10 protein-coding genes are annotated in these 14703 nt (G+C 64.3%); 6 read left to right on the top strand and 4 right to left on the bottom strand.

Annotated elements, in window-relative coordinates:
- Positions 1-18 precede the first annotated feature (18 nt).
- Positions 19-1497, bottom strand: a complete 1479-nt coding sequence (locus LZC95_00285) for a carbohydrate porin (protein WXA95277.1) — start codon at positions 1495-1497, stop codon at positions 19-21.
- Between the two features lie 411 nt (positions 1498-1908).
- On the opposite strand from LZC95_00285, the gene LZC95_00280 reads away from it, so the two are divergent.
- From LZC95_00280 to nagE, 5 genes are all read left to right on the top strand, one after another.
- Positions 1909-2643 carry a GntR family transcriptional regulator gene (locus tag LZC95_00280; GenBank protein WXA95276.1) on the top strand — a complete coding sequence of 245 codons (735 nt, stop codon included), beginning with the start codon at positions 1909-1911 and terminating at the stop codon, positions 2641-2643.
- Entirely contained in the window at positions 2640-3785 is a 1146-nt protein-coding gene (nagA, locus tag LZC95_00275; protein ID WXA95275.1) for an N-acetylglucosamine-6-phosphate deacetylase, read from the top strand. The genes LZC95_00280 and nagA overlap by 4 nt, the downstream gene beginning before the upstream one ends.
- Positions 3773-4795, top strand: a complete 1023-nt coding sequence (locus tag LZC95_00270) for an SIS domain-containing protein (GenBank protein ID WXA95274.1) — start codon at positions 3773-3775, stop codon at positions 4793-4795. Before nagA ends, LZC95_00270 begins: the two co-directional genes overlap by 13 nt.
- Positions 4796-4876: 81 nt before the next feature.
- A complete protein-coding gene (gene ptsP / locus LZC95_00265) occupies positions 4877-7465 on the top strand; it encodes a phosphoenolpyruvate--protein phosphotransferase (protein WXA95273.1) in 2589 nt (862 codons plus the stop codon).
- Positions 7466-7484: 19 nt separating this feature from the next.
- A complete protein-coding gene (nagE, locus tag LZC95_00260; GenBank protein WXA95272.1) occupies positions 7485-9209 on the top strand; it encodes an N-acetylglucosamine-specific PTS transporter subunit IIBC in 1725 nt (574 codons plus the stop codon).
- Positions 9210-9278: 69 nt separating this feature from the next.
- Here nagE and LZC95_00255 read toward each other — a convergent pair whose 3' ends face one another.
- From LZC95_00255 to LZC95_00245, 3 genes are all read right to left on the bottom strand, one after another.
- Positions 9279-11144: a PhoX family phosphatase gene (locus LZC95_00255; GenBank protein WXA95271.1), complete on the bottom strand. Its 1866-nt coding sequence runs from the start codon at positions 11142-11144 to the stop codon at positions 9279-9281.
- Positions 11145-11228: 84 nt separating this feature from the next.
- Positions 11229-12950 carry a hypothetical protein gene (locus tag LZC95_00250; GenBank protein ID WXA95270.1) on the bottom strand — a complete coding sequence of 574 codons (1722 nt, stop codon included), beginning with the start codon at positions 12948-12950 and terminating at the stop codon, positions 11229-11231.
- Positions 12951-12987: 37 nt separating this feature from the next.
- Positions 12988-13752, bottom strand: a complete 765-nt coding sequence (locus tag LZC95_00245; protein ID WXA95269.1) for an SDR family oxidoreductase — start codon at positions 13750-13752, stop codon at positions 12988-12990.
- A 137-nt stretch (positions 13753-13889) separates the two neighbouring features.
- Here LZC95_00245 and LZC95_00240 point away from each other — a divergent pair, with 137 nt between their 5' ends.
- Positions 13890-14702, top strand: a complete 813-nt coding sequence (locus LZC95_00240) for a helix-turn-helix transcriptional regulator (GenBank protein ID WXA95268.1) — start codon at positions 13890-13892, stop codon at positions 14700-14702.
- Position 14703: the final 1 nt, after the last annotated feature.

Genomic DNA, 14703 nt, shown 5'->3' with positions numbered 1-14703 from the left:
AAACATGTTTCGTAATGATTAGAACCACCACTCGGCTCGGACACCGACGTAGTGGGCCAGCTTGGTCTCACCCACGGTGCGAAGGAAAGGTGACATCAATTGGTCTTGGGCCGCTTGATTGTAAATGCCCAAGGTGTAGATGGCCCGGAGGTGCGGACGGCTCCACACGCTGCGGCCGCCGGCGGGCACGATGGTCGGCACGACGGAGAGCTTCACCGCCGAGCCCATCGCCAGGTTTTCGTCTTTACGCGCCTGGTACGTGGCCTCGGTGACGAGGTGGAAGTCGTCCCGCACGTAAATAATGGGGCGAATACCGAACGCGTAGTTCAACCGCTCGTTGGCATTGTGGGCGGCGTTGCTCGCGTCGAGGCCGTCGCTGCGAGAACCCGTGCTGTAGTTGAGGAGGAAGTACCCGTTGATGCCGGCGATCTTGTCGATGTCCCACACGAAGTGCTCGATCGCTTCGACACCGTACGCGCCCTTGTACGTGCCGTTTTCGGCCGGGTTACCGAACGTGTTGTAGGTCGCACCACCGCTCTGGGCTCCGTTCGCGAGCCGGCTGCCGTAGCGGATAGAGGTGTCGCTAAACGAATCACCGCCGAAGTCCAAGTGGAGCTTCAGACCGCCGACCGCACCCCAATCCGGCGGATTGACGTTGGCGGGGGTCCCGTTGTCCTGCGCTTGCGAGCGCGGAACGACGTGAAATTCACCGAGCGCTTGGATGAAGCTCGTCCGCATCGGGAGCGGATACTTGTATTGGGCGATAAACATCGTCCGGGCGCGGTACCCGAACGGATACGTGCCCGGCGTGCCGCCCACCTGCCCCGCGTCCAGTCGGAAGAAATTGGTGCTTCCCGTCTGCTCGAGGATGGCGACGTCGATCTCACCGAACTTCGGGTGCGTATAAATCGCGCCAACACCCTGACCGTTCAATCGATTGAAATAGAAGTAGTCGGCGATGTGGATGTCGTTTTTACGATACAGGCGAGATCCGAGCCAAATCTCGAGACCCGGCGTGAAGATGTTCTTCGCCTGAACATAGAATTGCTGCGGCAAAATGCTCAATTTGCCGACTTCACCGTTCGCAAGGTCGGAAAGGATGCCGGCGCCGTTGGAGAAGATCTCGTAGTCGTTGACGACATCGACCGTCGTATCCGTCGCGCTTTCGCCCTTTTTCAGGTGGAAACGGACGCCCGGCTGGATGTAGTCGCCCTCCTCGAGACGACCGCCTTGACCGCCGCCAGCCAGGTTCATGGTCTGGCCCTGAATCACCTGCCCGCTCTTCGTCCATCCAATACCCATACGGCCGTATTGGAAAAATTCGATTCGATCCGAGGTAATGTCAGCGGACGCCGTTTTGGGCGCGACCAAGCCAAGTCCCGCGAGTGCCGCGAACCCCGCTAAACATGCTTTAACAGCGCGCCTGCGCGCGCGGGGTGAAGTGCACCGGGACGACCCGGCGCCGAACGATGGAATACTCCGGCCCAATAACATCATCCGTTTGCTCCCTGTTGAATCGTGAACGGTGAACGTTGATCGGTGAGGTCTGAGGAGGACGACGCTACAACGAGGTTTCCAGTCCGTATCACGCCGCGCGCGGCATGGATACGACGGAATCAACTGCTTATGAAACGTGAGCGACGTCGTAGCTTGCAAGTATGCAAGGTCAGCCGGAGATACTACCAGTTAAAGACCAGGTCAATACCAGAAAGTCATCCGACCTCTTTTCGATCTCCGAACGATCGCCTTGACGCACTGCGAAATACGCCGGCGAAAGTGACCACCGGTTGTTGACGTAACACATCGCAGTCCTGCTTCGGCCTGCCACGGCTGGTATTGACATGGTATTATAGTGGTACTATCCCACCAGGCGTGGACAACGGAGCGAGAGTCACCAATGGCGTGTCCATGAACAAGCGGTGGAACGTGCTGAAGCCGAATAGCGACGACCCCACGCCGCTCTACGTGCAGCTCGCCCACAACCTTGCGGATGCGATCCACTCGGGCCAGTGGCAGGCAGAGGAGGCCTTGCCGTCGGAACGGGTGCTCTCGGAGAAGCTGGGTGTGTCGCGGGTCACGGCGCGTAAGGCACTCGACGTGTTGGTCGAACAGCAGCTCGTGCACCGCCGCCAAGGGTCCGGGACCTTCATCGCGCCCCGCCTCGAGCACTCCCTCTCGAGGCTGACGCACTTCACCGAGACCCTGAAGCGCAAGGGCTTCGAGCCATCGACGGTCTGGCTCGATCGCCGCATCGACACGCCCAACCACGACGAGATCTTGAAGCTGGGTCTCTCGCCCACGTCGCAGGTCGCCCGGCTGGAGCGACAGCGACTCGCCGATGGCGTGGTGATGGCCATCGAGATGACCGCCATTCCTGTCACCTACTTGCCGGACCCGCGTGCGGTGGGAACCTCGCTCTATGCGCACCTCGATGCGCTGGGGCATCCCATCGTGCGCGCCTTGCAGCACTTTCGCGCAGTGAACGCGTCGAAGAAAATCGCAAGATTGGCCAACGTAACCCCGGGACAAGCGATGCTCTTGGTCACCCGTATCGGCTTCACCGCCAACAATGTGGCGATTGAAGTCACCGATAGCTATTGCCGCAACGACTATTACGACTTCGTCGCGGAGCTGCGGCGATGACGGCGAGCGCACGATCGCATTCGCTGGTGGGCAATGTCCTCACGCCGTCCGGTTGGCTGCGCGGGCGCATCGTCTTCAACGACCACATCGAGGTCGTCGAGGGCGAGCCGCTCGATCAGCAGCAGCAGGAAAACCAGCTGCCGAACAACGGCGACTTGTACGTGCTGCCGGGCTTCATCGACCTGCACGTGCACGGAGGCGGCGGCCGTGACGTGATGGAGGGCGGAGATGCCGCGCGCACCATCGCGAAGATGCACGCGCGCCACGGCACGACGTCGATGCTCGCCACCACGATGACCGCACCCTCGGCGGAAATCGAGAAGGCACTCACCGCCGTCGGTCCGGTTTGCCGCGAGCACATTTCACTCGGCGCCCGAGTGCTCGGTGTGCACCTCGAGGGGCCGTACATCAATTCGGGCAAGCTGGGCGCGCAACCGAGCAATGTGCGCGTCGCGGTGATGGACGAATTGTATCGCTATCACGCCATGGCCCCCATTCGCGTGCTCACATTGGCGCCGGAAATCACCGGGCACCTCGATGCCATTCGGGCGATATCGGCGATGGGCGTGCGTGTGCAGGTCGGCCACACCGCGGGAAGCTACGAAGACAGCGTGGCCGCCCTCGAAGCAGGTGCGGCCGGTTTCACCCACTTGTTCAATGCGATGACGGGTTTGCACCATCGCGAACCGGGTGCCGTCGGCGCCGCATTGGCTCATGCGGAATATGCAGAATTGATTCCTGACTTGCGCCACGTGCACCCAGGTGCGATGCGCGCCGCATTCCGCACCATCCCGCGATTGTTCGCCGTGACGGATTCCACGGCCGCCGCCGGCATGCCCGATGGCGAATATCGACTTGGATCGAACACGGTGACGAAATGTCTAGGCGCGGTTCGCCTCTCTGATGGTACAATCGCGGGTAGCGCCCTGACGATGGATCAGGCGCTGCGCAACCTGGTGCAGTCCGTGGGTCTGCGCATTGAAGATGCCTCGCGCCGATTGTCCTTTTATCCAGCCGAATATTTGAATTTGAAAGACCGCGGCCGTCTCGAGCAGGGCGCCTGGGCAGACGTGGTCGTGGTCGATCGTGAATTGAAGGTCGTCACCGTTTTTGGCGAAGGAGAATGCTTGTGGGCTCGTTGATGTTGAAAGAGGCATTGGCCTCGGCCTCGGTGGTGAGTGCGCAGCGTCTTCAAGCCGACGAAGGCCTCGCCGTGCTCGGGCGAACCCTGGTGGAGAAGCCTCCGCAGGTCGTCCTCACGGTGGCGCGCGGCAGCTCGGACCATGCGGCGAACTACTTCGGCTACTTGACGATGCTCACCGTGGGCGTGCCCGTGGTGTCGCTCCCCATGTCCTTGGCCACATTGCACCATGCGCCGCTCGCGGTGAATGGGCAACTCGCGGTCGCAGTATCGCAATCCGGGCAGAGTCCCGATTTGGTAGAGACCATGGCGGCGTTGGGCCAACGCGGTGCGACCACCGTGGCCTTCGTGAACCGCACCGAATCGCCGCTCGCGCACGCATGCAAATGGACGGTGCCGCTCTGTGCGGGGCCCGAGCAAAGCGTGGCTGCGACGAAGAGCTACATCGGCGCGCTCGCCGCACTGGCACGGCTCGTAGGCCATTGGCGGCGCGATCCCAAATTGCTCAAAGCGCTCGCCGCATTGCCGACGCATTTGGAGCAAGCGACGCAAATCGATGGCTCGCTCGCCGTGGATGCATTGGCGGTGACCGACCGGGCCATGGTGGTGGGACGCGGGCTCGGTTTTGCCGTGGCCGCGGAAGCCGCGCTCAAATTGAAGGAGACGTCGTCCATTCAGGCCGAGGCGTTCAGCGGCGCCGAGATCAAACACGGCCCGATGGCCCTCATCGAACAGGGATATCCCCTGTTCATTTTCGCGCTGCGCGGCCCGGAGCAGAAAGGCCTGCTCGAATTGGCCACCGAGATGCGCGGACGCGGTGCGCGCGTGATCCTCGCGGCACCGGCCGACGTCAAAGAGCGCGACGTAACACTTGCAGTATCTGAAAACGAAGTTCTCGATCCGATATTGGCAATCCAAACTTTTTATCTTATTGCCGCGCGCGTGGCGGAGATGCGCGGTCTGAATCCGGACGTACCACGCCATCTTTCCAAAGTGACCCACACCCGTTGAGTTTTCCCATGGAGGGGCACCATGCCGAAGGTCGAGCCTCGTTTGCCGATAGAACTCGAGTCTCCGAGGAGTGATCCCTCGATGGACCGTATGCTTCGCTGGCCAGAGAGTGGGGCCAAGCTCGCCGAGCTGCCCCTGACTTCCCCGCTCAGCGGCATCGTGGTGCCGTTGGAGGACGTTCCCGATCCGGTCTTTTCCACGCGAATGATGGGCGACGGATTGGCCATCGAGCCGCTGTCGAACCGCGTGCTGTCTCCGTGTGATGGCGTGGTCACGCACCGCCATCGCGCGGGACACGCCGTGACCATCACCGCAGAAAACGGCGCGGAGGTGCTGATTCACGTGGGCATCGACACCGTGCACCTGGAGGGGCGCGGCTTCACGTCGCACGTCCAAGAGGGCGCACGCGTATCCGCGGGTGATCTGCTCATCACCTTCGATGTCGACGAGGTAGCCCGTGCGGTGCCCTCGCTGTTGACGTTGATGTTAATCGCCAACAGCGACGAATACGCGATTTCATGGCGACAATCCGGTGCCGTGGATGCCGGCAAGTCGCGGCTGATCAACGTGCGCCGGCGCGATCCCAAGGATGCGCCGCTCACGCGCACGTCGGGTGAGGTCGCGGCCACGCGCCATGCGACCGGGGCCGCCGTTGCGGAGAAACAGACCGAGGCCGTGGTCGCGCACCACGGCGGCTTGCACGCGCGCCCAGCAGCGCTGGTGCAGGCAGCAGCTCGCCGTTTCGGCGGCGAAGTGACCGTGACCTTCGGCGGCCGCACCGTGAATGCGCGCAGCGTCGTGGCGCTCATGGGGCTCGGCACCAAAGAGGGCGATCGCGTGACCGTGCATGCACGCGGCCCCTCGGCCGACACGGCCCTCGCCGGCGTCGTGGCGGCGCTGCAAACGGCCGATGCCAAGGACGGACACAAGGAGAACGGCGTTCCCGCGCCGACGCCATCGCGGGGAAGGCTTCCCGGCGGCGCCATCGAAGGCGTCTGCGCTTCGCCCGGGCTGGCCGTGGGCCAGGTCGTGCGGCTGGGCAGTGTCGATGTCGAGCCGCCGCCGGCGCTGGGCAACTTGGACGCGGAGTTCGAGCGGCTCGCGAATGCGCTGGCGACCGTGCGCGCGGAAGTGGCCGCGGCCATTCGCGATGCGGAAGCGCGGCATGCGCGCCAGGAGCACGACATGTTCGTCGCGCACCAGGCCTTGCTCGACGATCCGGAAATCGTGGCCAACACCGAGCGCGCCGTAGGCACCGGCGTGAGCGCAGGCCTCGCGTACCGAAACGCCGTGAATGCCGAGTGTGGCGTTCTCTCGCGCCTGGGCAACCCGCTCTTGGCCGAGCGCATCACCGATCTGCGCGACCTCGAGCGACGCGTCCTGCTCGCGATGAGCGGTGAAGCATTGCCCGAGCCGGAGCTCTTCGAGCAATCGATCATCGTGGCCGACGACCTCGCCCTGTCCGAGTTCACGCGCCTCGACAAGTCGCGCATCGTCGGCCTCTGTACGGCCAAAGGCGGTGCGACGTCGCACGTGGCCATTCTGGCGCGCGCGATTGGCGTCCCCGGGCTGGTCGCCATGGGCCCGACCCTCTTCTCCGTCGCGCACGGCACCGAGGTCGTTCTCGACGCGAACGCGGGCCGTCTCGAGACGACGCCGAGCGCGAACCAACTCGCGGCTGCGCGCAAGGCCATGTCCGATCGCGCTGCACGCCACGCGGAGGCTCTCGCCAAGGTCGGCTTGCCGGCGGTCACGCGCGACGGCCATCGCATCGAGGTCGCGGCCAACATCGCCACGGAATCCGACGCACGCGAGTCCGTTCAGCAAGGCGCCGACGGCGTGGGCCTCTTGCGCACGGAGTTGCTCTTCGTCGACCGCGAGGATCCGCCGACCCAAGGCGAGCAGCTCGCGGCCTACCAGGCCGTGATCAACGCGCTCGATGGCCGCTCGGCCATCATCCGCACCTTGGATGCGGGCGGTGACAAGCCCCTCCCCTTCTTGCCCTTCCCCAAGGAAGACAATCCGGCGCTGGGCCTTCGCGGCATCCGCTCCGGGTTCGCGGAGCCGGAGCTGCTCGATACGCAGCTGCGCGCGCTGCTGGGCGTAAAGCCGCTGTCGGCGTGCAAGATCATGCTGCCCATGGTGTCCGACGCCGAGGAGCTCCTCTTCGTGCGCAAGCGCCTCGACACCCTCGCCTCCGAGATGGGCCTCACCGAGCGTCCGTCGCTGGGCGTCATGGTCGAGGTGCCCTCGGCGGCCCTCCTCGCCGATCAATTGGCCCGTCATGCGGACTTCCTGTCGCTCGGCACCAACGATCTCACGCAGTACACGCTGGCGATGGATCGATGCCATCCAGGCTTCGCCGAGAAGCTCGATGGGCTTCACCCCGCCGTGCTGCGCCTCATCGCGAAGACCGTGGAGGGCGCGACCCGCCACGGGAAGTGGGTGGGCATCTGCGGAGCGCTCGCCTCCGATCTGGACGCGCTCCCCATCCTGGTAGGACTCGGCGTGACGGAGCTCTCCGTCAGCGCCGGGGTCGTGGCCGAGGTCAAAGCCAAGGTGCGCACGCTCGAATACGAAGCGTGCCGCCGGCAGACGGCCATCCTGATGAACCTCACGTCCGCAAAAGAGATCCGCGCGCGTGCGCGCGCCTTGTGGCCCGACGCCTAAAATTTCAGGGAGGACTTCCATGTCGCAGATAAACTTCGGAAAGGTCCAGCAGCTCGGGCGCGCGCTCATGCTGCCCATCGCAGTCCTGCCCTTGGCGGGGTTGCTGCTCCGGCTCGGTCAGCCGGACATGCTCGATATCAAGGTGGTCGCCCAAGCGGGCGATGCCATCTTCGGCAACCTGCCTCTCCTCTTCGCCATCGGCGTGGCGGTCGGCTTCGCCAAAGAGAACGCGGGCGTCGCCGGCCTCGCCGGCAGCGTGGGTTACCTCGTCATGACCGCCGTCATCAAGGCGATGGAGGACCCCAACGCCAAAGAGAAGATCAACATGGGTGTCCTCGGGGGCATCTTCTGCGGTGTCGTGGCAGGTCTGCTCTACAACCGCTTCAAGGACATCAAGCTGCCCGAATACCTCGCCTTCTTCGGCGGCAAACGATTCGTCCCCATCGTGACCGGGTTCCTGTGCGTCTTCGCGGGAATCGTCTTCGGCCTGATCTGGCTGCCAATCCAGCACGTCATCGCCGCGCTCGGGAATTGGCTGCTGGAGGCCGGTGCGCTCGGCGTCTTCGTCTACGGCATCCTCAATCGACTGCTCCTGGTCACGGGCCTGCACCACGTCATCAACAGCATGGTGTGGACGGTGTTCGGAGACTTCACGGACGCGGCCGGAAAGGTCGTCCACGGCGACCTTCCTCGGTTCTTCGCGCAGGATCCTCACGCCGGCATCTTCATGACCGGATTCTTCCCGGTGATGATGTTCGGCCTTCCGGCGGCATGCCTCGCCATGTACCGCTCCGCCCGACCGGAAAATCGCAAGGCCGTCGGTGGTTTGCTCTTCTCGATGGCGCTGACGTCGTTCCTCACCGGCGTCACCGAGCCGGTGGAGTTCGCGTTCGTCTTCCTCGCGCCCGCGCTGTACGCCGTGCACGCGGTGCTGACGGGCATCGCGTTCGTCATCGTGAATGCGCTTCACATCCGCCTCGGGTTCAACTTCTCCGCAGGCGTCATCGACTACGTGCTGTCGTACGGCATCGCGGAAAATCCGCTGCTCCTCTTCCCCGTGGGCTTGGCGTACTTCGCCGTGTACTACGTGGTGTTCGCAGCGTGCATCCGCTACTTCAACCTGGCCACGCCAGGCCGTGAAGCCCCCGAGGCTGCCGCGAGCGCAGCACCGCTCGTCGTCGGCGACGCAGAGCGCGCCTACGCGTTCATCCGCGCCCTCGGCGGTGCGAAGAACCTGGTCGAGGTCGACGCATGCACGACGCGCCTTCGCCTCACGGTGGGCGCAAACGACATCATCGACGAGCCCGCACTGAAGCGCCTCGGCGCCAAGGGTGTGGTCCGCCCCGGTCCGCGCACGCTGCAAGTCGTGTTGGGCCCCGAGGCCGATCTCGTCGCCGATACGATCCGCGCAGCCCTCGCCGAGGGCGGCGCCAACCTCGAGCCGCGCCCGGCCGCCGCCAGCCCGGCCGCCGCCCCGAAGCCGGCAATCCGACAAGCCGGCAGCGTCACGGGCATCGACCGCGCGGCATGGGTGGCCGCCCTCGGCGGCGAGAACAACCTGCGCGTGACCGAGCCCGTCGCCGGCAGCCGCCTCCGTGCGGAGCTGGTGGACGCCGACAAGGTCGACGAAGGCGCCCTCAAGCGCCTCGGCGCCCAAGCCGTGCAACGCTTCTCGAGCACCTTGGTCCACGTCATCGTCGGCCCGAAGTCCGTCGACCTCGCAGCCGCGTTGATCTCGCCGTAACGGCAATGGAACGCCGGCATCTCGCCGGCTGTGAAAGGGGCGCCCCTCACGGGGTCGCCCCTTTTTTCTTTAAGCGCCCACGGGTTGGCCGTCGGTGCGGCGGATGACGATGGTGGACGAGCGCGGCGGAAGGGAATTGCCCTGCACGCTCGACGGCCAGGTGCCCGTCGGATGCTGAATATTGACGAAGAAGGTCCGCAGATCCGGCGTGTGCGTGATGCCCGTGATTTCGCAACCGGTGGGGCCCACCAGAAAGCGCTGTGACTTCTTCGTCGTGGGGTCGACGTTGTAGAGACCATTGTTGCCGAAGACGTCGGTCATGTTCTTTCCCTCGACGCCCGAGTTACCGGGGAGGCTCATGTCCGTCTCCACCCAGAGGCGACCCTGCGGGTCGACGTGAATGCCATCGGGGCTCGAGAACGTGTCGCCGTTGATGTTGCCCGTCAGGCTTTCGCTCGCCAGCGACGGATCGCCCGCGAGCAGGAACACCTCCCACGTGAACGTCAGCGCCGTGGGTGCATCCCCCGTCTCGCGCCACTTGGCGATGTGCCCATGCATATTCTTCGTGCGCGGATTCGCCTTGTCGGTGACCGCGCGCCCCGAGTTGTTGGACAGCGTGCAGTAAACGCTCTTGTCCGGCGCGACCGTGATCCATTCCGGCCGGTCCATCAGCGTGGCCCCCGCTACACGCGCCGCGGCTTGCGTATTGATGAGCACATCGGCCTGCGTGTTGAAGTTCACCGTCGTATCGGGCTTCGGTCCTTGCGTCTCGTCACCGGGATCGGTCGCCCCGGCCACGAGCCCGTTCTTGCCCTGCACCAACTCGAGCCACTGCCCGGTGCCATCGGCATTGAACTTGGCAACGTAAAGCGTCCCGCTGTCGAGCAAGTTGGCATTCGCCGCGCGATTCTGCGGGTCGAATTTGCCGCTCGGCACGAACTTGTAAATGCAGCCCGGCGTCGAATCGTCACCAAGATAAAAGGCCAGCGAATTGTCGCCCCCGAGCAGGTACGCGCTATTTTCGTGGTCGAAGCGCCCGAGCGCCGTGCGCTTCACCGGAAGATCCGCGAGCTCACCGCGCGGATCGATCTCCACCACCCAGCCGTAGCCATTGTCGGGCTGCGTCGGGTCGAGGTAATTGTTCCTCGTCTCTTCACAGGTGAGGTACGTACCCCACGGCGTCATCCCGCTCGAGCAGTTGTTCAACGTACCGATCACCGTCTCGCCGACGACCGACGCTGCCGGCCCGCGGACCTTGTAAACCGTATTGCCGGTGTACCGCTTGTTGTACGGCGAGCCGGCCTTCACGGCCCATTTGCCGTCGTTCTTTCGCTCGATTTCAATCACGGAAACACCGACGGCCGAGAGCGCAATCTTCTTTTGTTCGGGCGTCGCGGTGGAGGCATCGTACGTACCGCTCATCAAGATTTTGAAATCGGCGGCCTCGTGATTGACCGCCAAGAGCCCGCCCTTGTTCGGGTCGACACCGGGCAGCTCGAACAGCTTCATTCCATCGTGCCCGCCGCCCGCGATCTTCTCCGTCTCGGCCGACGTCAGAAACGTCCCGGTGTACGCCACCGCGCCCGCAACGACGGCATCCCCCGCGGAGAACATCACCTCCGCGGTGTATCCCTCGGGCACGGTGACCTGATCGAGCACGTTGCGCGCGATCGGCTTGAATTGAATCGAATAATTCGGCCCTGCATCTCCCGCCCCCGCATCCACCTGCACGTCCGGCCCGGCATCGGACCCCGGCGGCGTGTGGACCAACGTCGAGTCGTCGCTGCATGCGGCGAGCACGGAGCTACCGAACACCGCGGTGAGCGATGCGCCCAGACCGCCGCGCAGCACCATGCGACGTGACACGGATGCGCGTGCGATCACCTCGTCGAACGTTTCGCCCTTGATGGACTCACCCTGTTTGGAATGCGACATGACAACCTCGTCGGGATGGAAGAAAAGCGCGACGATAACGATGTCGATCCGGCGCGTCGGTGACGCTTTCGTGTCGGTTCTGCGTCAGAAATCGCTGGTGTGCACGGCCACGCTCCCCACCTTTACGTAGGATATGTCGTGCCAATACACGCGCATCTCCAACTTGTGCCCTGCGCGACCGTCGAGGTTGCCTTGCAGCGTGAATCGCTGGAACGTGTGCGGCGCTCGGAACTCGCGCCGGCGAATCGGGCGGGATGCAAACACCGTATTGGTGGTGAAGTCGTTGAATTCCAAGGTCACCACGACGCCGTCGTCGGCACTGTTGTTGTCGACCTTGAGCTGGACGACCGCCTGCGCAGCCCCGCCGCCCCAATCGGTTGCGTACGGTCCGTAAATCATGTGACCGCGCCCGTCATTCGCCGTGGTCGCGTACCAGCCATCCGGATCGGCACGACCGATGCCGTGCGCGAGCCCGTTCACCACGTCGTACGTGCGACCGCGCACATCGCCCCGGCGAAGAGCATTCGGCAAGGTGAGACGCCGCCGCGCCTCGATGGTGCTTTGCCCGCCCGCGATGGGCAGCGAAATGCCCGCGTGAATGAGCCCGCCGCCCATTTCGATGGCACCGTGCACCGCGCAGAGGCAGCCGCCCACGTCCTGATTGTCACTCGGCCCCACATGCGAAACCGTGGCCGTGCGCCCTGCCGCGTACTCGTTGGTCACGCCCAAGGTGAAAGGCTGATCGATCCACCCGACGACCACGTCGCTCGTCGGCACGGGCCGCGCATGCAAATCCGTCCATGCACCGCCGGGCAGGCGAATGCCCTCGCCGGCCCAATTGATGGTCGTTTCCCGCACCTCCGGCCGCCAAAAGCGGTTGATCCGTTTGAGGTAATTCGGAGTCGGCCACGCGGTCATCACGAAGCCTCCAATGAGGCTCATATCGCCGGCGAACGAGGGATTGCCCGCCGGATTCACGATTTGCATCGTGCGATCCACATCGTTCGAATCGGGGTGCAGCTCGTAGCCGACACGCAAATAAACGCGGCGCCGCACCTTGTCCGGAAAGAGGTAATCGGCATGGCATGCATCGCCGTCCTTGACGCTGTCGCCGTCGGCCTCTTTGACGAGCGGCCCCTCGTATACGAGCTTCAATCCGCCGTCGGGCAGAGTCTGCAGCACCACGGGTTCGAATTTCGTCGAGAACGATGGCGCGCCGGCATTGCAGGCCGACCACCACGGAATGCGCGTATTCGTGAATCGCGGCGCCTCGTTCAATCCATATTGATTGCACCAGTCGTTTTGCGCGCAGGCCGGGTCGTCGTTGGCCTCGGGCACGCGATTGGGAAACTCGACGTGCTCGGCGCCTTTGTACCCGCCGGCGAAATGGCCCTCGCCGTCTTCGCCCGGGATGAACACGTTCACCGGGCGACCGTCGGGATCTTTCACCACGAAATCGAGCGAATCTCCGCCCGCGCCATCGAGCACCCAGAGCCCGTTCATCTTGCCGTAAAACCCGGTCTGGTCAATCCAGGCGAGGTACCGCTTGCCCACGAACACGCGATCATCGTGGTTGGGCGCCTCCGGACCGGAGAATCCCAGGCCCGTCAACGCGGCTTTGGTCAATGCGAGGGCCCGCGCATCCGACGCGCCACTCGCATTGTAAACGAGTGGCAGCGCCGGATCGTCGATCCACGTGCCCACGAGAGACGATGGCGTTTGCCGCGTTCTTTCCGAGGCCTCGCCCCCGGAGCACGCGCACATGGCCAACAGAGAACCCACCGCTACGACGTGCCTAGGATTCATGCCCTTGGTCCCCTCTCGAAAAGGAGAGGGAAGCCTGTCACACCTGCTGCGTCGGCACCACCGTGACGCGCTCGAGATTCACGTGACGCGGTAGGCCGGCGACATAGGCAATGGTCTCTGCGATGTCGTCGGCCTTGAGCCACGTCATGGCTTTGCGCGCCTGGGCGATCCACTCCTGGGCCGAGGCGTCGGTCGCATGGCCTTGCAGCTCCGTTTCCACGAGCCCCGGCTCCACGACGGCCACGCGCACGTACTTCGGGCCCAGCTCCGCGCGCAAATTTCGGGACAGATGGGTAATGGCCGCCTTGGTCGCACAATAGACCGCGAAGTTCGTATAGACGCCATTCGCGCCCATCGAGGAAATGTTCACGAGGTCCGCGCGACCACCTTTCGCGGCCGCCGCAACCAGCGGATCCACGAAGGCGTCCACGATGCGCACGGCACCGGTGATGTTGACGTCGATCATCTGTTCGAAGTCGTCCAGGTGGTGCGCTTCGAAGGGTGCCGGAAGCATGACGCCGGCGTTGTTGACGACCAGATCGACCACGCCGAGCTCACCGGCAATCACTCGCGCCGCCTCGGCTAGACCCGGGCGATCTTTGGCGTCGACGGCGAAAACCCGTGCGTGCCCTCCCTCCTCGCGGATGGTTTTCGCAAGCGACTCGAGCCGATCCTTGCGCCGCGCGAACAAGGCCACGGCGGCGCCTTCGCGGGCAAGCTTGCGCGCGGTGGCTTCACCAATGCCGCTGGAGGCTCCGGTAACGACGGCGACGCGGTCTTTCAGAGAAGAAGATTGAGACATGATTTCCTAGCTTTCCTGTGTGAGGTACGCCGCGAAGTCTGGGGCGGCCCTTCGGGGCTAGGAAGACGAGCGCCTAACCTAGGACTCGCAGTCCCTGGATAACGATCCGCGCGCGCGCCATGGTAAAATCCATGGTGATGGCGACCGATAGGCGAAGCGAGTTGGCGGATTTCTTGCGCGGGCGTCGAACGCGCGCTTCGCCTCTCGCCAACGGCTTGCCCGCAGGACGCCGCCGCCGAACGCCCGGCCTGCGGCGGGAAGAATTGGCCCAGCTCGCGGGACTCAGCGTCGATTGGTACACACGCCTCGAACAGGGACGCGATGTCAATCCGTCGCGCGAGACGTTGCAGGCCATTGCGCGCGTGCTCGACCTCGACGACGACGAGCGCGGTCATCTTTTTTACCTCGCACGGCCCGAACAGGTGGCCCCGCAGCCGGCTTCCACGCGCCAGGAGAAAGCCGAGCCCGCGATGCTGCACGCGCTCTCGGCCATGACCGCACCGGCGTTCGTCATGAGCCCGCGCTTCGACGTTCTCGCATGGAATGCGGGCGCATGCCGCGTGCTGATCCCCTTCGATGCGGTGCCGCGCGAGCGCCGCAACATCCTTTGGCTCACGTTTCATCACGCCGAGATGGGTGAGCGCTACGTCGATGTCCCAACCATGCAACGAGACGTGGTTGCCAGCTTTCGCTTGAGCGCCAGCTCCTTCGTCGGCGATCCGCATTTCGATGCGCTCATCACGGAGCTTCTCGAGACGAGCGAGGCCTTTCGCATGATCTGGGCGCGCCACGAGGTGCGCGCCAAAACCCGGGGCACGAAGACCTTCCGCACGCGGGGTGCGCCGCTGGTTCTGCAGTGGTTCGGCCTCAACTCGCCCACGACGACGAAGCAGATGCTCGTCTACTACGTCGCGCGCCCCGGCGAAGAGCACCGCCTCGCCGAGCTGTAGA

This window comes from Sorangiineae bacterium MSr12523 (genome assembly GCA_037157775.1).
In the GTDB taxonomy this organism is placed as follows: domain Bacteria; phylum Myxococcota_A; class Polyangia; order Polyangiales; family Polyangiaceae; genus Pendulispora; species Pendulispora brunnea.
This window is presented reverse-complemented; position numbering and strand designations above follow the sequence as displayed.

Coding starts and splice junctions, on each gene's coding strand:
- LZC95_00285 (WXA95277.1), bottom strand. CDS start 1,497: ATGATGTTATTGGGCCGGAGTATTCCATCGTTCGGCGCCGGGTCGTCC.
- LZC95_00280 (WXA95276.1), top strand. CDS start 1,909: ATGAACAAGCGGTGGAACGTGCTGAAGCCGAATAGCGACGACCCCACG.
- nagA (WXA95275.1), top strand. CDS start 2,640: ATGACGGCGAGCGCACGATCGCATTCGCTGGTGGGCAATGTCCTCACG.
- ptsP (WXA95273.1), top strand. CDS start 4,877: ATGGACCGTATGCTTCGCTGGCCAGAGAGTGGGGCCAAGCTCGCCGAG.
- nagE (WXA95272.1), top strand. CDS start 7,485: ATGTCGCAGATAAACTTCGGAAAGGTCCAGCAGCTCGGGCGCGCGCTC.
- LZC95_00255 (WXA95271.1), bottom strand. CDS start 11,144: ATGTCGCATTCCAAACAGGGTGAGTCCATCAAGGGCGAAACGTTCGAC.
- LZC95_00250 (WXA95270.1), bottom strand. CDS start 12,950: ATGAATCCTAGGCACGTCGTAGCGGTGGGTTCTCTGTTGGCCATGTGC.
- LZC95_00245 (WXA95269.1), bottom strand. CDS start 13,752: ATGTCTCAATCTTCTTCTCTGAAAGACCGCGTCGCCGTCGTTACCGGA.
- LZC95_00240 (WXA95268.1), top strand. CDS start 13,890: ATGGCGACCGATAGGCGAAGCGAGTTGGCGGATTTCTTGCGCGGGCGT.